Raw genomic sequence first — 16218 nt, 5'->3', positions numbered from 1 at the left:
AGACCTCATGAGCCGTCAGAGCATCGTCGTCTCCCTGCCGATCGGCGACCGGCGCACCTCGCTCGACTTCTACGAGCGAGTGCTGGGACTCCAGGCGTTTGGCGAGCCGGCCGACGACGGCGTTCCCGAGCCGTTGCAGTTCTCGCTGTCCGAGACCGTCAGCCTGATGCTGGTCCCGACCGGGGGATTCGGTTGGGGGATCGGCGGCCGTGAGGTCGCACCGGCCGGCCAGCACGAGTGCGCGTTCTCCGTCTCTGTCGCCGCGGCGGCCGAGGTCGACGCGATCGTCGAGCGCGCACGGCAGGCGGGCGCCGAGATCGTCACCGACCCGGGGGAGCAGCCCTGGGGGTACACCGCGAGCTTCACCGATCCCGACGGCCATCTGTGGTCACCCGTCGTCGCGGAACTGTCCGATCCGAAAGGTTCACTGCCCTCATGAGCTCACCCGTCATCTCCGGTGCCCTCGACCAGACACACGCCCTGCTGAAGGGCGTCCCCGCCGACGCCTGGGACGCCCCGACACCCTGCTCCGACTGGTCGGCCCGTCAGCTCGCCGACCACCTGGTCAACCTGCCGGCCCAGTTCGCGACGATGGCGAAGGGGGAGCAGGTCGACTGGTCCGCTCCCACGCCGCACCACGACGACGCGGCCGGCACGTTCCGCCGGCACGCCGACGACCTGCTCGCCGCGCTGGAGGCGCACGAGGGGTCCGTGCCCGAGGGCATGATGGCCGGCGAGTTCGCGATCCACGGCTGGGACCTGGCATCGGCACTGGGACACGACAGGTCGGGGTTCGATCCCGAGGTCGCCGAGACGGGGTACGCGTTCATGTCCCAGGCGCTCGCCGACGAACAGCGCGGGCAGGCATTCGCACCCGCGAAGCCCGCGCCGGACGGTGCCGACGCGTACGAGCGCCTCGCCGCCTTCGCTGGGCGAGAGGTTCCGTTCTCGCGGAATCGCTGACAGAGTCCTGACGTGCGCCGACTGGTCTACTTCATCGCCTCGACCCTGGACGGGTTCATCACCGACCCCGAGGGGAGTGACCCGACAGGTCCCGGGGGATTCTGGCCCGTCGGTGAGGACTACGTCGGACACCTCGTGTCGGAGTACCCCGAGACGCTGCCCGGTCTGGCGCGCGATGCGATGGGCATCACCGGCGAAGGCCGACACTTCGACACGGCGCTCGAGGGTCGCAGGAGCTACGAGATCGGGTTGAAGGCCGGCCTGAGCGACGCGTACCCGCACCTGCGGCACGTCGTCTTCTCCAGCAGCCTCGTGTCGCCCGATCCGGCGGTGACGGTCATCGCGGGCGACCCGGCGGCTGCCGTCCGCGAGCTCAAGGCCGAATCGAGCGACCGCGACATCTGGCTCGTCGGCGGCGGCGACGTCGCCGGTGCGCTGTACTCCGAGATCGACCGACTGGTGGTCAAGTTGGCCCCGCTGACGATCGGCGCGGGCATCCCCGTGTTCGGGCGCCAGGCGGCGTTCGCGCCGCACGCCTGGGCGCTGGCCGACCACACGGTGCTGCCGAGCGGCACGATCTTCCTGACGTACGACCGGGTTCAGGACTGAGGCGACGGGAACGCGATCATCCCGAGCCTGAACAGCGGCTGTCACCTTCGGGTCGGTCGTTGAGGGTCAGCACGGGTGGGCGCAGGGACTCGACGTAGAACGACGTCCGGTCAACGAGGAAGTTCCAGGTGGTTCCCGCTGGGTCGACCCCGCATCCGTGAACCGTGCCCAGCCCGTCGGCGGGGTCGAGCCGGTCCACCGTGAGGCGTGCGCCGACCTCGGTGAGAGTCTCGAAAGAGATCGTTCCTTCATGCGTCGGCCACCGGACGTCCAGCACCAGCGTTGGTTGAGCTGTCTCGGTGTCGCCCATGAGCCAGCGCGTCGACGTGCCGGATGAAGCGTCGCTCGGCGCGTCCTGAAGCCGCGTCGGGCTGTGTCTCGCCGGTGCTGAGCCAACCGGCTCTCTCGTAGACGGCCTTGGCACGGTGATTGTCGTCGATCACCCACAGCTCGAGGGTTCGGCATCCGGCGACACGAGCGCGGCTCCGGGCGTCCTGCAACAGCAGCCCGGCCACGCCGTCGCCCCAGACGTCCGGATCGACCGCCACGTAGAAGATTTCCATGACGTGTTCACGTGGAGCGACCAGGTCGAAGCCGATGGCGCGAACGTCACGACGTGCCAGCGTCAGCGTCGCGCCGTCCAGCGCGAGACGCCGCCGGATTCCGGCCAGCGCCGACGCGACGTCGGTGTGTCCAGATCGACCGTCACGACGGGCGGCGGCCCGGGCCCAGATGGACGCCGCTTCCGCCACATTCGCTTCGCTCACCGCTTGTCCGATAATGCACATTATGTCAATTATGCGTCTTCGGACGAGGGATCGAGGGTGGCGTGACGACTCGTCACTCCTCCTCCTCGCGGTGGAAGAAGACTGTCGTGGTGGCACCACCACCCGTGTCACCCGGCGATCCGTACAGCCGGAGGAAGCCGTCGGTTCCGTCACGCATCCCAGCCGTGCCGAGGTCTCCACCTCACCGGGAGCGACCCGTTCTGTGTGCCCAACGTAGAGGATCAGTTCTGGGCGGGCGGCGACCGCGTGATGGCGTGGAGCATCGCCACAGTTGACCAGTCGCTGGACCCCGAGGCGTACGGGGCCTACCTCGACTCAAACGCACTCTTCGACGACTGTGGCCGCAAGAGTCTTGCGATCGGGATTGCCCACCCCCAGGACGCGCCCTTAATTGCGAGTGGAGTGTCCCGCTCGCGTGGCTACATCATCACCATGTACGCGCAATCGGGGGTGTTTGACCAACAGCGTTTCTCGGCGAACTACCAAGCCGTGACCAACGATTGCCCTTTCGGAATAGCACCGAACACGGACTGCATGGGACTCGACTCTAGCGGCTTTGAAGATCTCGCTGGGAACTTGAAGAAGTCCGAACCGATCGTGAATGCGGACCGCAACTGGACCCTGCCCGGATGCTTCTGGTCCTCTGTCGGGTCCGACCCCTATCGGTACGCCCCTGAGGAGTGCATCTTCTACAACTGATGCACCGGTGGGGCGGCTGTCGATACAGCCGCCCCGCCAACAGGGTTGCTTACGACCTCGACCAGGACACCTCCGAATGGCGGGGGCGCTCTATGACGTCAGAAAACGCCGTTTTCCCCCGGGTCCACCGAGTCGGTACATCATCGCTTCGAGAACGCCCACTACCAGGAAAAACACGGTGATCACCACGAAGATCACCGGTGTCCCGTAGTGCTGGTCGACGACTTCACCGGCTCTGTTCTGATAACTGCAGGTCACCTGTTGCGTCCACGGGTTGACGTGATGGGTGACGGCGCTGGTCCCACTTTCCGGATAGAGAAAGCCACCATCGGAGAACCGCGTGTCACGGTCGGGAGAGCTCCAGAACGATTGCGGAGCAGCGCCCTCGTCCTCGCAGAACGACAGGGAGTCATAGCCCGCGATCACCACCGACGGTCCGAACCACGTCACCAGTGCGGCCAAAAAGCAGCCCACCATCAACCCGCGGGCAACGCGGCGCCGCGACGCGCTCACCAAGGACTCACGCTCGATCATCATTCAATCCCCTTGGCGAAGACGATAGAGGAGACATAAAGAACGCCCTCACGGCGGGTACGTTGCGGCAGGGATCATCCCCTGTGTGCGCCGACTGCCCGCGGTCGGTCGGCATCGAGGTGCTCCGGCTGCGGTGCTCGTCATTGACTATGCGTTCGCGTTGAATGCAACGCTCCGAATATGCGCCCGTGTCGCGGTCAGCGCCATGGGTCCGCGACGGGGCGATCAGCCTGCATGGCGACCGTCGCACGTCTCGTTACTTCCGGACGGCGGCTCCCAGAGACGCACGCGATAGTGCGTCTCGACGGGATCACCGGTGGTGACGTCGAGGTCCGCAGCAACAACACGCATCCGTGAGTTGCTTCTTGCTCCGGTCACTGATCCCGTCCCGTGTGCTCCAGGGGCTCGAGGCGCCGTCGGTCCTGCTGCGCCCTCGCCTCACGCCGTGCCACGTACGCCGCGGTGCTGTTCTCATGAGGGAACGGCCGGTCGGGCACGGCGAGCCCGAGGGCGTCGCAGATCGGCGCCCAGCCGTCGCCGGGCTCCCACTCGACGAGCCGGTCGGCCGGCGCCTCCGAACGGATCTGCTCCAGCCGGCGCTCATAGCCGGCCATGACGTCCTGCGGGTCGTCCATGTCGTCGAACACGTCACGGAAGATGACGCCGAACAGCGGCGCCATCGGATCGGCCGCTCCCCTGGCCAGGATCTCGCGGGTGCGCGGCAGCACCGTCGCGGCCATGCTGCGGTACCAGGTGGCCGCGTCGACCCGCCGCGACAGCACGATCGGCGCCTCCGGATACGCCTCGGCCAGATCGCGCCAGCAGTTCGAGAACGGGGCGTCCACCCCGGCGGCGTATCCGGCGAGGAACTCGTCCCAGACGGGCCGCTCCCCCGCGATCGCCGCGACCCACGTGCCGGCGTGCTCGGGATGCCGGAGCGCCTCGCTCATGTGATAGACCGGCGCATCCAAGAGGAAGCTGAGTGCGTCACGCAACGACGACGTCCCCGTGCGCGGGAGTCCGGCGCCGATCAGCTGGAGGGTCACGCCCGGAGTCTAGGGGCTCCGAGACGACGCTGGCGGGCGACGAATTCCTCCGTCACCCGCCAGCTTCGCTTCAACGCCCGAGAGTCACTCGACCCACATGTGGAGGGCGTCCCAGTCGTCGACCTTCATCCACTGGTCCGTTCCCCCGCCCTTGAAGGAGGCGTAGCCCAGCTGCTTGCCACCGATCATGTCGTCGTCGTTGTCCATCTTGACGCCGAGGCCGAAGCCGTTGAACGAGAGGCTGAAGTCGAAGGCGCCGCCGTCGTCCTCCCACCAGTAGAAGACGACGTCGCACGTGGTCTTGCCCATGTTCTTGACACCACCCGGTGCCCACCAGTCGTCATCGTTGTTCAGGTTGCTCCAGTCCGTGCCGAGGAACTCGACACCGCTGCAGCCCCTGCTCCGGGCCTTCATGGAGATCTCGGCGTCGCCGAGGGCCCACGGCTCCTTGTCCTTGATCAGGTGCACGATGCGGATGTCGACCGAGTAGGCGGTCCGAGCCGCGGCCGCCTCGACCGCGTTCACGGCCAGGTTCGTCTGGGACGTCTTGGCGGTCGCGAGCGACGTGGTCGTCTGCTTGAGGAGCTCACCCTCCTCGTCGGTGCGCTCGTTCAGGCCCACCACGATGACCGGACGCTTCGGTGCGACCTGGGCATCCAGCGTCACGGTGTTGCCTGCCGCGTCGTAGGCCGTGAGGGTCTTGACCTTCGTGTCGTCGACGCCCTGCGGGAAGTATGCGACCAGGGGCGCGTACGTCGCGGGATCCCACGAGTCGAAGCCCCGCGGCACGGCGACCTGGAGGCGCGGGATCTTCTCTGCGGCCTTGGCGATCGCGTCCTTGCTCTTGCCGGGACCCGCCACCCGTGCGGTGAAGTTCGGCTTGGCCACGAGCGTGCTCAGCAGAGCGTTCTCGTCGCCGTCGAAGCGCTTCTTCACGGCGCCGTGGATGGTCTTGCGCAACTCCGGGTCGTCGTCGGACGCGACGGCCAGCTGCTTGGCCAGCTTGTCGAGCTCGCGGTTGACCTGGGCGTTGGTCAGGCCGTCGGCCTGCGGCGCCGGAGCGGCGCTCGCCTGGGCGACCAGGCCCGATCCGGCCAGGGCCACGCCGAACGTGACCACCAGTGCAGCGCGCTGGGTGGCCGTGTGGAACACACTCTTCATTTCTTCCCCCGAATTCGTTCGATCAGATGATTCGGCCGAAACGTACCGACTCGCCGGCGCGGTCCACAAGGACCGCAGCCCGCGTCGTCCTGATTGGTGACGGTTGGGGTTGGAAGGCATTCTCGACCGCCCCAGTGGGCCCTGTCGCCCCCACGGTCGCGAGCACGTGATCGGGCCGGGAGCGCGTGAACGCCCTAGGCTCGCGCCATGACACCTGACTCAGCACGATCCGCCGCGCGCGCCGTCGACGACCACCCGGCGATGGACCAGGTGGCTCGCGTGGGGCTGGTCGCCTTCGGCGTGGTCCACCTGGTCCTGGGCTGGATCGTCATCCAGCTCGCGTTCGGCGACCGCGAGAACAAGGCCGACAGCACCGGCGCGGTCCGCGAGCTGGCCCAACAGCCGTTCGGTGAGGCGATGGTGTGGGCCGTCGGCATCGGCATGGCGCTGCTGGCCGTGTGGCAGGTCCTTGAGGCCGCCGTCGGACATCGCCAGGAGGACGACACCGCGCGACTGCGCAAGCGCGTCACGAGCCTCGGCAAGGCCGTGGTCTATGCGGTCATCGCCGGCAGCGCGATCAAGGTCGTCATGGGGTCGAGCTCGTCGCAGAAGGACGGCACCACTCCCCTGAGCGCCAAGATCCTCGATCTCCCTCTCGGCCAGGTGATCATGGGGCTCGTCGCCCTCGGCATCGCCGCGGTCGGCGGGTACCTCGTCTTCAAGGGCGCGACCGACCGGTTCCTCAAGGACATCGAGGCCGGTGGAGCCAGCGGACGTGTCGGCACCGCGTACATCTGGCTCGGCCGATGCGGGTACGTCGCCAAGGGCGCCGCCATCGTGGGCGTCGCGGCGCTCTTCGCCTATGCCGCGATCACCCACGAGCCTGAGAAGTCCGGTGGCATCGACGAGGCCCTGTTGACCGTGCTCGACCAGCCGTTCGGTCCGTTCCTGACCGGCCTGTTCGGGGCGGGATTCGTGGCGTTCGGACTCTTCTGCTTCGCCTGGGCCCGCCACATCGATCGCTGACGTAACGGGGTTCTCAGGTCCTACGTCGAACACACGTTCTACAGTGGCCCCATGGGTCACAACCGGAGGTACGGCGACCCGCTGACCGCGTTGGACGCACCTGCCGTGGCTCCCCCGCCGCGGATCCGGCCCCAGCACGTGTGGGTCAACCTCTCCACGGTGAAGCATGCGCCAGCGGTGTATCCCGGCGTCCTGATCGAGTGGCGGCCGGTCGTGAAGGGCTGGGAGGCGCTGTGCACGTGGGCCTCCCCCGACGGCGTCGTGCACACCGGGTGGCTCCCCGCCGGCCGGCTCAGACCGGCCGGCGAATGACCATTCGCCTCAGCGGCGCAGCTTGCGGCCGGAACCGCCCTCGCTGACGGCGCCGTCGATGTCGGCGCCGCGCCAGACGGCCAGGTTGCCCGTGCCGCGCTCCTTGACGCTGCCGTCGACGTCGGCCGTCCGGGCGATGCGCACGTGGCCCGCGTTGGTCTCGACGACGTTTCCGTCGACGTCTCCCTTGACGTTCACGTCGCCCGAGCCGCGCTCGATGATGCGGCCGTCCACGGAGCCCGAACGCGCCACGGTCACGGAGCCGCGGCCGATCTGGCGGACGGTGCCGTCGACCTCGCCGCGGATGATGACGTTGCCGTTCCGGACGGTGAGGTTGCCGTTGATCTCGCGACCTTTCTTCACCGTGTAGTTGCCGGTGCGGGTGACGTTCTTGCGGCGGTCGTCGTCATCGTCGGCGGTCGCGACGGCGGCCGGAAGGCCCGCCAGCAGGACGCCGCCGACCAGGGCGAGGGCGAGAGGCTTGGTCTTCATGTCGAACTCCTTCGATCGGTGCGTGATGCCTCCATCGTGCGTGGGGTCGGTGAGACCTCCGTGAGCAGAACATGAGAGCACTCTCATGTCCGTGAGCCATCCGGATGGCCGTCCGCAACGAACCACCTCCATGAATCGCCACGATGTCGCCCTCGGCTCCCTGGCAGGCGTGGCCTCGGCCACCGCCGGCCTGGCCGTCGGTCACCTGGTCGCCGCCCTGACCACGCCAGCCGCCTCCCCCGTGCTCGCCGTCGGCAGTGCGGTGATCGACCGCACGCCGACGGCCCTGAAGCAATGGGCCATCGAGCGGTTCGGCGACTCGGACAAGCTCATCCTGTTGGCGAGCGTCCTCGTCGGCACCCTGGTCTTCGCCGCGATCGGCGGAGTCCTGGCACGACGCTGGTTCCCGGCGGGCGCCGCGGCCGTCCTGGTGCTCGTCAGCCTCGCCGGCTGGGCCGCCCTCGCGCGCCCCGAGGCACGGGCCGTGGACGTCCTGCCCGCTGTGGCCACCGCCGTCGTCGCCCTGGCCGCCCTGCGATGGCTCTCCCCCGGCCCGTCCGGACCGGTGGAGGTCGTCGACGGGATGAGTCGTCGTCGGCTGTTGCTCCGCGCCGGTGTCATCACCGGCGGCGCGATCGTCGCGGGGTCCGCCGGCCAGTGGCTCATCGCGCGCGCCCAGGCGGTGTCGAACGTCGTGCTCCCCCGCGCCCGGAAGCCGCTGCCGCCGCTGCCGCGCGGACTCGAGTCGCGCTTCCGGGACGTCACCCCGTTCCAGATCGCCAACAAGGACTTCTACCGGGTCGACATCAACCTCACGGTCCCCGTCGTCGACCACGAGACGTGGAGCCTGCGCATCGACGGGATGGTCGACCGTCCCTTCGAGCTGAGCTTCGACGAGCTGCTCGAGCTGCCGATGATCGAGTGCGACATCACGATGTGCTGCGTCTCGAACGAGGTCGGCGGACCGTACCTCGGCGGCGCCCGCTGGCTCGGGGTCCGGGTCTCCGACCTGCTCGAGCGGGCCGGGGTGCGCTCCGGCGCCGACCAGATCCTCAGCACGGCGACCGACGGATTCACCATCAGCACTCCTCTGGCGGCCGCCCAGGACGGGCGGGACATGATCGTCGCCGTCGGCATGAACGGTGAGCCGCTCCCCCGCGCGCACGGCTTCCCGGCGCGTCTGGTGACGCCTGGTCTCTACGGCTACGTCGGAGGCACCAAGTGGCTCACGCGGCTGACTGTGACCACGTACGCGAAGAAAGAGGCGTACTGGACCGAGCGCGACTGGGCGATCGACGGACCGATCAAGATCGCGTCGCGCATCGACACGCCCGTCGCCCTGCGAGCCGTCGACGCGGGCCGCATCGTCGTCGCCGGCGTCGCCTGGGCCCCGGGGCGGGGCATCGGCAAGGTCGAGGTCAGCGTCGACGAGGGCGACTGGCGGGAGGCCGAGTTCGGGCCCGACGCCGGCGTCGACTACTGGCGCCAGTGGTACCTGCTGTGGGACGCCGAGCCGGGCCGCCACACGCTCAGGGTCAGGGCCCAGACGCCCGACGGCGAGTACCAGACGGAAAAGCGTGCCACGCCTTTTCCCGACGGTTCCAGCGGATTCCAGCAGATCGTCGTACAAGTTCGGTGAATCGACCCATCCGATCGCACCGACGCTCCGAATCACTCCCGACAGCTTGAACGGCACCCACCGAAAGGCATCACCATGAACACCACGATCTCCCGCCGAGTCGGCTTCGCCACCGCTGCCCTCGCGCTCGGCTTCGGTCTGACCGCGTGCAGCAGCAGCGACGACGACTCCTCGTCCGACAGCTCCAGCGAGCCCAGCGCCTCGATGACCACCGAGGCCATGGCCTCCGGTCCGTTCGGCGCCGGCTGCGAGGCTGTTCCCACGTCCGGTGAGGGCTCGGTCGACGGCATGGCCGACGACCCGGTCGCCACCGCCGCGTCGAACAACCCGCTGCTCACCACCCTGGTCAAGGCCGTCACGGCCGCCGACCTGGGCGACACGCTCAACAGCGCCGAGGCCCTCACCGTCTTCGCGCCCACCAACGACGCGTTCGCCAAGATCCCCGCCGCCGACCTGGACGCCCTGCTGGCCGACAAGGACGCGCTGACGAAGGTGCTGACCCACCACGTCGTCGAGGGCGAGATCGGCCCCGACGAGATCGCCGCCGAGCACACGACGCTCGCAGGTGACACCATCACCGTGGAGGGTTCCGGCGAGGAGTTCTCCGTGGGAGAGTCCAACGTGATCTGCGGCGACGTCCAGACGGCCAACGCCAAGGTGTACGTGGTCGACTCCGTGATCATGCCGTGACCACCTGAACCCTCGAGGGCGATGAACCCGTGAACCACCTCCGCGCAGCGACCTCGGGCGGCGAAGCCTCGCCGCCCGAGGAGCTCGCACCCCTGCTCCAGCAATGTGCTCTCGGCGACGAGAGGGCGTTCGCCCAGGTCTACGACCTGGTCTCCCCGCGCATCTTCGGCCTGGTCAAGCGGATCATCCGTGATCCCGCCCAGTCCGAGGAAGTCACACAGGAGGCCTTCCTGGAGATCTGGCGGCAGGCGGCTCGGTTCGATCCGGCCCGCGGCTCGGCACTGGCGTGGATCATGACGATCGCGCACCGCCGGGCCGTGGACCGGGTGCGCAGCGCGGAGGCCACGCACACCCGGGACATCGAATACGGGCACCGCCATCATGCGGTGGAATACGATTCAACGAGTGAAGTGGTCCAGTCCCGGCTGGACGCACAGCGTGTTCGGAAGGCGATGGCAGGTCTCACCGAGACCCAGCGCCAGGCGATCGAACTGGCTTATTTCAAGGGATGCACACACACCGAGGTCGCCACGATGTTGGGAGTACCGCTGGGAACCGCGAAGTCCCGGGTACGTGACGGCCTCATCAGGCTTCGCGACACGATCGGAGGTGAACGATGAGCGACGTCCATGCCCTGTCTGGCGCCTACGCGCTCGACGCGGTCACCGACATCGAGCGCCAGCAGTTCGAGCGGCACCTCACCGGGTGCGAGATCTGCACCGAAGAGGTCGCCTCGCTCCGCGAGGCCGTGTCCGAGCTCTCGGCGCTCACCGCAGAGGAGCCGCCGCCCGAGCTGCGCGGCTCGGTGCTCGCCGCGATCGGCGAGACCCGCCAGCTGCCGCCCCGGGTCGGGTCCCCGTCCCGCCCGGCTCGACGGACGCCCCGTCGACTGCTGGTCGCCGCAGCCGCGGCGGCCGTCGTGGTCGGTGGTGTCGGTGTCGGCGTCACCCGCCCCTGGCAGGACGAGACCGGCTCCGGCCAGGTCGTCAGCCTCGCCGACCGCGTCCTGCGCGCGGACGACGCCCAGCGCGTCACCCAGGAGTTCGAGGACGGGGCCAAGGCCACCGTGGTCCGCTCCCCCTCGCTCGGGCGTGCGGTCCTCGTGACCAGCGACATGCCGCCCGCGCCGAAGGGCCACTCGTACGTGGTCTGGCTGCAGCAGGGCGACGACATGGTCAACGCGGGCTCCATGGCCAGGAGCCCGGACCAGACCGTCCTGCTGGAGGGTGACGCCTCGACCGCCTCGGCCGCCGGGGTCACCGTCGAGACGGACCCGGACGCCGAGGACGCCACGACCGACGAACTGGTCGCCCTGTTCCCCTTCTGAGCAGGATCGGCGAGGATCGCCTCGTGTTCGAGTTCGAGGCGACCCTGTGGCGATGGCGTGACGAGGGGACGTGGCACTTCCTGACCCTTCCCGAGGACGTCACGGACGAGATCGACGAGCTCATCCCCCACAAGGCGGGGTTCGGCTCGGTGAAGGTCGAGGTCACCGTCGGCGCCAGCACGTGGCGCACCTCGGTCTTCCCGAGCAAGGAGCTGGCGACGTTCATCCTTCCTGTGAAGAAGGCCGTCAGGCAGGCCGAGGGCTGCGGGGAGGGTGATCGGATCCGGGTGCGCCTGCGCGTCGAAACGTAGACTGGCGCCGATGGACGAGGACGCCCGCAACCGCGCTGCTCGCTACCGGATGGATCCGCAGGGCGAGACCGACAGCACGCCGCCGGACGAGGAGGCGACTCCCCCGCCGCGCCGCCGGCCGGAGGACCAGACCCTGTGGGTCGACCAGCAGATCCGCGCGGCGATGGCGCGGGGCGAGTTCGACGACCTGCCCTACGCGGGCAAGCCGCTCCCCCACATCGACACCGCGGCCGAGCCCGACTGGTGGCTCAAACGGTTCATCGAGCGCGAGCAGATCACCGGGGTGCTGCCGGAGGCGCTGCAGCTGCGCAAGGACGACACCGCTCTCGACGAGCAGCTCGACGCGCTGCGATCGGAGCGGGCGGTGCGCGAGGCCGTCGAGGACTTCAACCGCCGGATCGTGGCTGCTCGTCGTCAGCTGCAGGGCGGTCCGCCGGTGGTGACGCAGCTGCGGGACGTCGAGGTGGAGGTGGCTGCCTGGCGGGAGCGGCGCGGCCGCGGTCGGCCGACGGACGACGTCCCGCCGCCGCCGTCGTCGACGCCTGGGGCTATTCGAAGGGCGTGGGATCGCCTGCGCCGACGCGGCTGACCACCGCGTAGCCCTCGGACAGGTCGATCACGGTCGTCGGCTCGCCGATGACCTCGTCACCGGACTCGATGACCGCATCGATCCGGTCGCCGATCGCCTCGTCGATCTGCCAGGCCTGGGTCATCGGCTCGGTCTCGCCGGGAAGGATCAGCGTCGACGACAGCAGCGGCTCGCCGAGCTCGTCGACCAGGGCCCGGACGACCTTGTGGTCGGGGATGCGCACGCCGACCGTCTTCTTCTTGGCCTGCAGGAGGCGGCGCGGGACGTCCATCGTGCCCGGAAGGATGAAGGTGTAGGGGCCGGGCGTCGCGGCCTTGACGGCGCGGAAGACGGAGTTGTCCACCCGGACGAACTGGCCCAGCTGGGAGAAGTCGCGACAGACGAGCGTGAAGTGGTGCTTGTCGTCCAGTTCGCGGATGCTCCGGATGCGCTGCAAGGCGTCGGCATTGCCGATCTGGGCGCCGAGCGCATAACCGGAGTCGGTCGGATAAGCGACCAACCCGCCGCCCCGCAGCACCGCGACCGCCTGTTCGACGGTGCGCTGCTGCGGGTCAACGGGATGGATGTCGATGTAGCGAACCATGTTCGCCACCCTAGACGTCAGTGACTCAGGTGAAGAGGCTGACGCCGCCCGGGCCGACGAGCAGGGCGATGACGATGAGCACGGCGCCCATCACGAAGTCGCGCTGGACAAGTCGGATGATGCCGAAGATCGCGATGATCACTGCGGCAATCCACAAGATGGTGTTCCACATGGGGTGACTCCCTTCGATTGGTTCGCCTCCACCTTGCCGTGAGTTGGGCATGTTCGCATGTTGGACGGGTCGGGGACGTGTTCGACGGCGAACTAATGTCGACTGCGTGAGCACCCCGACCCTGGCCGAACGGCGTGAGCGCCAGCTCGCCCACGAGCGCGAACGCGCCGCCCACGTCGCCGACCGTGCAGCCCGCTCGCGGCCCCGTCGGTCGCGAGACGAGCTCCGGGCGATCTCCCTGGAAGCGCAGGGCAGATTCGCCGACGGAGACACCGACGCGCTGCTCGCCTGGGTGGCGCAGGAGTTCGGTCACCTGACCGCCGTCGCGTGCTCGATGGCCGACGCCGTCCTGCCGCACGTCGTCGCCCGCCACGTCCCCTGGGTCGACACGCTGTTCCTCGAGACGGGCTACCACTTTTCCGAGACCGTCGGCACGCGCGACGCCGTCGAGGCGTCGATGCAGCTGACGATCGTCGACGTCCAGCCCCGCCAGAGCGTCGCCGAACAGGACGCGCAGTACGGCGAGCGCCTCTTCGAGCGCGACCCCGCGCTGTGCTGCCAGCTGCGCAAGGTCGAGCCGCTGGCCGAGACCCTCGGCGGGTACGAGGCGTGGATCACGGGTGTCCGCCGCGACGACAGCCCGCTGCGGGCCGACACGCCCTTCGTCACCTGGGACGAGAAGAACGGGCTGGTCAAGATCAACCCGCTGGCCGACTGGACCTTCGACCAGGTGATCGCCTACGCGAACGAGAACGACGTCATCCTCAACCCGCTGCTCAACGACGGCTACCCGTCGATCGGCTGCGCGCCCTGCACCCGGCGCGTCGCGCCGGGCGAGGATCCCCGGGCCGGCCGCTGGGCGGGCCTGGACAAGTCGGAGTGCGGCCTGCACACGTGAGCATCTTTCCTCTCGGGCTCCGACTCTCGGGTCGCCGCGTCCTGGTCGTGGGCGGTGGGCACGTGGCCACCCGGCGAGCGTTCGCGCTCGCCGAGGCCGGTGCGGACGTCCACGTCGTCTCCCCCGCCGTCTCGGACTCCCTGGCGTCGGCGATCGGCCGCGGCACGATCACCTGGCACCAGCGCGGCTACCGCAGCGGCGACCTCGAGGGAGCGTGGCTGGTCCAGACCGCCACCGACGTCGCCGCGGTCGACGACCAGGTCGCGGCCGACGCGGAGTCCCGTCAGGTGTTCTGCCTCAAGGGCGGCGACCCCGAGCGTGCGACGGCCTGGACTCCGGCCGTCGCCCGGGTCGACGACGTGACCATCGCCGTCAGCGGCGGCGGCGACGCCGGGCGTGCCGCGGCCCTGCGCGACGCGCTCGCCACGGCCCTGCAGACCGGTGACCTCCCGCTGCGCCACCGCACCCATGCCCGCGGCCTCGTCGCGCTGGTCGGCGGCGGCCCCGGTGACCCGGGGCTCCTCACCTCCCGCGGCCGTCGCCTGCTGGCCGAGGCCGACGTCGTCGTGTTCGACCGGCTGGCGCCCCAGTCCGTCCTGGCCGAGCTCGCCCCCGACGTCGAGGTCATCGACGTGGGCAAGCAGCCCGACCACCACCCGATCCCGCAGGAGCAGATCAACGCCCTGCTGGTCGATCGAGCCCGCGAGGGCAAGGTCGTGGTCCGTCTCAAGGGTGGCGACCCGTACGTCTTCGGCCGCGGCGGCGAGGAGCTGCTCGCCTGCCGTGAGGCCGGCGTCGAGGTCGAGGTCGTCCCGGGCGTCACGTCCGCGATCGCCGTCGCCGCGGCCGCCGGCATCCCCGTGACGCACCGCGGGGTCGCCCGCGGCTTCTCGGTGATCACCGGCCACGAGGCCGTCGGCGAGCTGCCCCACCGCGGCGACCACACCCTCGTGATGCTGATGGGCGTCAAGCGGCTGCGCAGTACCGCCGAGGAGCTCATCGCCGCGGGCCACGACCCGCACACCCCGGCCGCCGTCGTCGAGCGCGGCTTCTCCCCCGACCAGCGCACCACGATCGCCACGCTGGGCACCATCGCCGACCGCGCGGCGGACGCGCAGGCCCCGGCCATCACGATCATCGGCGACGTCGTCAGCCTCGCTGCCGCAACCACCGGTTCAGTCGGCGCTCCCCCGACCTCATGACGAGGTCGTGCGCCAGCACGAACACCGGCCGCAGCACGCGCTCGGAGCGTCGCATCCACGGGGCCGTCGCGTCGACGTGCCAGTCGATCGCCAGCTCGGTGCGCCCGGGCCGTCCGGGAGCGAAGGCGAGCGCAGCGGTCCCCTCCAGGTCGCCGCGCGCGCTGAACCTCATCTCGGTCGTGGGCCGCAGGTCGAGGTCGTACACCGTGAAGCGCAGCCGGTAGCCGAAGGCGCTCCGGGCGACGAGGTCGATCTCCTCGCCGCGGTGGCCGGTGACGCGGACCGCGTCCCACCACGGCAGCGGGTCCTCCTGCTCGAGGAAGTGCTCCAGCGTGTGCCAGAGCCGGTCGGGCGGCTCGGCGACGTCCCAGACGGACCGGAACGCGTACGCCCGCTCGGTCATCGACCGGTCCGGCGCAGCCACCACAGGCCGATGAACGGCAGCACGAGCGGGACGTAGCCATATCCCGCGCCGAAGCCCGACCACACGGTCTCGTCCGGGAACAGGGACGCGTCCACGAGACTGAGCACGCCGACTCCCAGCACGCCGGCCAGCTCGAAGCCGATCGCCGCCGTGGCGACCCGGCGATTGCTGGTGGCCAGGGCCCAGGTGGCGACGCCGTACACGACGCCGGCGACGGCCGAGAGCGCGTACGCGACCGGCGCCTCGTCGGCCTTGGTCACGAGCTGGTAGACCGAACGGGCGGTGGCCGCGACCGTGAAGATCGCGTAGAGCGCCACGAGGGCGCGTCCGAAGCCGTGCTGCGTGTCGTGCGCGGGGCCGTGCTCAGCCATGTCCCACCCAGATCTGGTGCGTGCGGATCAACATGATCGAGACGGTGAACAGGGCCACGGCGACGACGCCGGTGCCCCAGCGAGTCTTGTCGCCCACGCCCCACAGCACGGCGGCCGGCGGGATCAGGACGGTGGTCACGAGGTACGACAGGTACAGCCCGGTCTCGATGTCGCGGTCGGTGCTCGCGGCGGCGACAATCCCCCAGACGAGCGCGACGAGCAGCAGCGCCTCGACCAGCGCGATCGCGTAGAAGAGCGGGTTGCTGAAGCGGTACGACTTGAGGGTGTGCCACCCGGCGAAGGCGGCCACGACGAGAGCGACCGCGGAGGTCGCGTACACCAGGGCGTCAGGCATGTCGGACACGAGTCTGTCACGCTGGCA

24 protein-coding genes are annotated in these 16218 nt (G+C 69.5%); 14 read left to right on the top strand and 10 right to left on the bottom strand.

Annotation, left to right across the window (positions count from 1 at the left end; genetic code table 11):
* The first annotated feature begins 7 nt into the window (after positions 1-7).
* The 3 genes from AFL01nite_RS07210 to AFL01nite_RS07200 are packed head-to-tail and all read left to right on the top strand — an operon-like array spanning position 8 to position 1572.
* A complete protein-coding gene (locus AFL01nite_RS07210; protein ID WP_222593429.1) occupies positions 8-439 on the top strand; it encodes a VOC family protein in 432 nt (143 codons plus the stop codon).
* On the top strand, positions 436-963 hold the full coding sequence (locus AFL01nite_RS07205) for a TIGR03086 family metal-binding protein (RefSeq protein WP_146826899.1): 528 nt from the start codon (positions 436-438) through the stop codon (positions 961-963). Before AFL01nite_RS07210 ends, AFL01nite_RS07205 begins: the two co-directional genes overlap by 4 nt.
* 12 nt (positions 964-975) lie before the next feature.
* On the top strand, positions 976-1572 hold the full coding sequence (locus AFL01nite_RS07200) for a dihydrofolate reductase family protein (protein ID WP_146826897.1): 597 nt from the start codon (positions 976-978) through the stop codon (positions 1570-1572).
* A gap of 248 nt (positions 1573-1820) precedes the next feature.
* On the opposite strand, the gene AFL01nite_RS07195 is transcribed toward AFL01nite_RS07200, so the two are convergent.
* Positions 1821-2360, bottom strand: a complete 540-nt coding sequence (locus AFL01nite_RS07195) for a GNAT family N-acetyltransferase (RefSeq protein WP_146826895.1) — start codon at positions 2358-2360, stop codon at positions 1821-1823.
* Between the two features lie 204 nt (positions 2361-2564).
* On the opposite strand from AFL01nite_RS07195, the gene AFL01nite_RS07190 reads away from it, so the two are divergent.
* Positions 2565-3059 carry a hypothetical protein gene (locus AFL01nite_RS07190; protein ID WP_146826893.1) on the top strand — a complete coding sequence of 165 codons (495 nt, stop codon included), beginning with the start codon at positions 2565-2567 and terminating at the stop codon, positions 3057-3059.
* Positions 3060-3149: 90 nt separating this feature from the next.
* On the opposite strand, the gene AFL01nite_RS07185 is transcribed toward AFL01nite_RS07190, so the two are convergent.
* From AFL01nite_RS07185 to AFL01nite_RS07175, 3 genes are all read right to left on the bottom strand, one after another.
* The gene (locus AFL01nite_RS07185; protein WP_146826891.1) at positions 3150-3596 is read right to left on the bottom strand and encodes a hypothetical protein; all 447 of its coding nucleotides are present in this window, start codon (positions 3594-3596) and stop codon (positions 3150-3152) included.
* A gap of 371 nt (positions 3597-3967) precedes the next feature.
* Positions 3968-4639, bottom strand: coding sequence for a sulfotransferase family protein (locus AFL01nite_RS07180; RefSeq protein WP_146826889.1), 672 nt, complete (start codon positions 4637-4639; stop codon positions 3968-3970).
* Between the two features lie 84 nt (positions 4640-4723).
* On the bottom strand, positions 4724-5800 hold the full coding sequence (locus AFL01nite_RS07175) for a DUF3103 family protein (RefSeq protein ID WP_186813858.1): 1077 nt from the start codon (positions 5798-5800) through the stop codon (positions 4724-4726).
* Positions 5801-6007: 207 nt separating this feature from the next.
* On the opposite strand from AFL01nite_RS07175, the gene AFL01nite_RS07170 reads away from it, so the two are divergent.
* A complete protein-coding gene (locus tag AFL01nite_RS07170) occupies positions 6008-6826 on the top strand; it encodes a DUF1206 domain-containing protein (RefSeq protein WP_146826885.1) in 819 nt (272 codons plus the stop codon).
* 51 nt (positions 6827-6877) lie between these two features.
* Positions 6878-7138: a hypothetical protein gene (locus tag AFL01nite_RS07165; RefSeq protein WP_146826883.1), complete on the top strand. Its 261-nt coding sequence runs from the start codon at positions 6878-6880 to the stop codon at positions 7136-7138.
* 9 nt (positions 7139-7147) lie between these two features.
* Here AFL01nite_RS07165 and AFL01nite_RS07160 read toward each other — a convergent pair whose 3' ends face one another.
* Positions 7148-7630: a polymer-forming cytoskeletal protein gene (locus tag AFL01nite_RS07160; protein WP_186813857.1), complete on the bottom strand. Its 483-nt coding sequence runs from the start codon at positions 7628-7630 to the stop codon at positions 7148-7150.
* 130 nt (positions 7631-7760) lie between these two features.
* Here AFL01nite_RS07160 and AFL01nite_RS07155 point away from each other — a divergent pair, with 130 nt between their 5' ends.
* From AFL01nite_RS07155 to AFL01nite_RS07130, 6 genes are all read left to right on the top strand, one after another.
* Complete coding sequence (locus tag AFL01nite_RS07155; protein ID WP_146826879.1) at positions 7761-9269, top strand: molybdopterin-dependent oxidoreductase; 1509 nt, start codon at positions 7761-7763, stop codon at positions 9267-9269.
* 75 nt (positions 9270-9344) lie between these two features.
* A complete protein-coding gene (locus AFL01nite_RS07150) occupies positions 9345-9959 on the top strand; it encodes a fasciclin domain-containing protein (RefSeq protein WP_146826877.1) in 615 nt (204 codons plus the stop codon).
* Positions 9960-9988: 29 nt separating this feature from the next.
* Positions 9989-10579, top strand: coding sequence for an ECF RNA polymerase sigma factor SigK (sigK, locus tag AFL01nite_RS07145; RefSeq protein ID WP_146826875.1), 591 nt, complete (start codon positions 9989-9991; stop codon positions 10577-10579).
* The gene (locus AFL01nite_RS07140) at positions 10576-11286 is read left to right on the top strand and encodes an anti-sigma factor (RefSeq protein WP_146826873.1); all 711 of its coding nucleotides are present in this window, start codon (positions 10576-10578) and stop codon (positions 11284-11286) included. The genes sigK and AFL01nite_RS07140 overlap by 4 nt, the downstream gene beginning before the upstream one ends.
* A 23-nt stretch (positions 11287-11309) precedes the next feature.
* Positions 11310-11597 (top strand): DUF1905 domain-containing protein, encoded by a 288-nt coding sequence (locus AFL01nite_RS07135; RefSeq protein ID WP_222593428.1) that lies wholly within the window; start codon positions 11310-11312, stop codon positions 11595-11597.
* Between the two features lie 10 nt (positions 11598-11607).
* Positions 11608-12186, top strand: a complete 579-nt coding sequence (locus AFL01nite_RS07130; protein ID WP_146826869.1) for a DnaJ family domain-containing protein — start codon at positions 11608-11610, stop codon at positions 12184-12186.
* On the opposite strand, the gene AFL01nite_RS07125 is transcribed toward AFL01nite_RS07130, so the two are convergent.
* Positions 12146-12769, bottom strand: a complete 624-nt coding sequence (locus AFL01nite_RS07125; protein WP_146826867.1) for an L-threonylcarbamoyladenylate synthase — start codon at positions 12767-12769, stop codon at positions 12146-12148. The two genes, AFL01nite_RS07130 and AFL01nite_RS07125, sit on opposite strands and share 41 nt — an antisense overlap.
* Before the next feature lie 25 nt (positions 12770-12794).
* On the bottom strand, positions 12795-12941 hold the full coding sequence (locus tag AFL01nite_RS15300; RefSeq protein WP_186813856.1) for a GPGG-motif small membrane protein: 147 nt from the start codon (positions 12939-12941) through the stop codon (positions 12795-12797).
* A 106-nt stretch (positions 12942-13047) separates the two neighbouring features.
* Here AFL01nite_RS15300 and AFL01nite_RS07120 point away from each other — a divergent pair, with 106 nt between their 5' ends.
* Complete coding sequence (locus AFL01nite_RS07120) at positions 13048-13839, top strand: phosphoadenylyl-sulfate reductase (protein WP_246119629.1); 792 nt, start codon at positions 13048-13050, stop codon at positions 13837-13839.
* Positions 13836-15041: a uroporphyrinogen-III C-methyltransferase gene (gene cobA / locus AFL01nite_RS07115; RefSeq protein WP_146826863.1), complete on the top strand. Its 1206-nt coding sequence runs from the start codon at positions 13836-13838 to the stop codon at positions 15039-15041. Before AFL01nite_RS07120 ends, cobA begins: the two co-directional genes overlap by 4 nt.
* Here cobA and AFL01nite_RS07110 read toward each other — a convergent pair.
* From AFL01nite_RS07110 to AFL01nite_RS07100, 3 genes are read right to left on the bottom strand one after another with little or no spacing between them, the layout of a single operon-like run.
* Positions 14989-15444: an SRPBCC family protein gene (locus AFL01nite_RS07110; protein WP_146826861.1), complete on the bottom strand. Its 456-nt coding sequence runs from the start codon at positions 15442-15444 to the stop codon at positions 14989-14991. The genes cobA and AFL01nite_RS07110 overlap by 53 nt on opposite strands.
* Positions 15441-15836, bottom strand: coding sequence for a hypothetical protein (locus AFL01nite_RS07105; RefSeq protein ID WP_146826859.1), 396 nt, complete (start codon positions 15834-15836; stop codon positions 15441-15443). The genes AFL01nite_RS07110 and AFL01nite_RS07105 overlap by 4 nt, the downstream gene beginning before the upstream one ends.
* On the bottom strand, positions 15829-16191 hold the full coding sequence (locus AFL01nite_RS07100; RefSeq protein WP_146826857.1) for a hypothetical protein: 363 nt from the start codon (positions 16189-16191) through the stop codon (positions 15829-15831). Before AFL01nite_RS07100 ends, AFL01nite_RS07105 begins: the two co-directional genes overlap by 8 nt.
* Between the last annotated feature and the right edge of the window lie 27 nt (positions 16192-16218).

It is taken from the genome of Aeromicrobium flavum, from assembly GCF_007992115.1.
Lineage (GTDB): Bacteria > Actinomycetota > Actinomycetes > Propionibacteriales > Nocardioidaceae > Aeromicrobium > Aeromicrobium flavum.
The sequence above is the reverse complement of the archived record's forward strand: the minus strand, read 5'-3'. Positions and strand labels throughout refer to the sequence as shown.

Bases quoted from the DNA above. Each gene is read 5' to 3' on its own strand.
- AFL01nite_RS07210 (WP_222593429.1), top strand. From the start codon at position 8: ATGAGCCGTCAGAGCATCGTCGTCTCCCTGCCGATCGGCGACCGGCGC.
- AFL01nite_RS07205 (WP_146826899.1), top strand. From the start codon at position 436: ATGAGCTCACCCGTCATCTCCGGTGCCCTCGACCAGACACACGCCCTG.
- AFL01nite_RS07195 (WP_146826895.1), bottom strand. From the start codon at position 2,360: ATGTGCATTATCGGACAAGCGGTGAGCGAAGCGAATGTGGCGGAAGCG.
- AFL01nite_RS07185 (WP_146826891.1), bottom strand. From the start codon at position 3,596: ATGATGATCGAGCGTGAGTCCTTGGTGAGCGCGTCGCGGCGCCGCGTT.
- AFL01nite_RS07175 (WP_186813858.1), bottom strand. From the start codon at position 5,800: ATGAAGAGTGTGTTCCACACGGCCACCCAGCGCGCTGCACTGGTGGTC.
- AFL01nite_RS07170 (WP_146826885.1), top strand. From the start codon at position 6,008: ATGACACCTGACTCAGCACGATCCGCCGCGCGCGCCGTCGACGACCAC.
- AFL01nite_RS07165 (WP_146826883.1), top strand. From the start codon at position 6,878: ATGGGTCACAACCGGAGGTACGGCGACCCGCTGACCGCGTTGGACGCA.
- AFL01nite_RS07160 (WP_186813857.1), bottom strand. From the start codon at position 7,630: ATGAAGACCAAGCCTCTCGCCCTCGCCCTGGTCGGCGGCGTCCTGCTG.
- AFL01nite_RS07155 (WP_146826879.1), top strand. From the start codon at position 7,761: ATGAATCGCCACGATGTCGCCCTCGGCTCCCTGGCAGGCGTGGCCTCG.
- AFL01nite_RS07150 (WP_146826877.1), top strand. From the start codon at position 9,345: ATGAACACCACGATCTCCCGCCGAGTCGGCTTCGCCACCGCTGCCCTC.
- AFL01nite_RS07140 (WP_146826873.1), top strand. From the start codon at position 10,576: ATGAGCGACGTCCATGCCCTGTCTGGCGCCTACGCGCTCGACGCGGTC.
- AFL01nite_RS07130 (WP_146826869.1), top strand. From the start codon at position 11,608: ATGGACGAGGACGCCCGCAACCGCGCTGCTCGCTACCGGATGGATCCG.
- AFL01nite_RS07125 (WP_146826867.1), bottom strand. From the start codon at position 12,769: ATGGTTCGCTACATCGACATCCATCCCGTTGACCCGCAGCAGCGCACC.
- AFL01nite_RS15300 (WP_186813856.1), bottom strand. From the start codon at position 12,941: ATGTGGAACACCATCTTGTGGATTGCCGCAGTGATCATCGCGATCTTC.
- AFL01nite_RS07110 (WP_146826861.1), bottom strand. From the start codon at position 15,444: ATGACCGAGCGGGCGTACGCGTTCCGGTCCGTCTGGGACGTCGCCGAG.
- AFL01nite_RS07105 (WP_146826859.1), bottom strand. From the start codon at position 15,836: ATGGCTGAGCACGGCCCCGCGCACGACACGCAGCACGGCTTCGGACGC.
- AFL01nite_RS07100 (WP_146826857.1), bottom strand. From the start codon at position 16,191: ATGCCTGACGCCCTGGTGTACGCGACCTCCGCGGTCGCTCTCGTCGTG.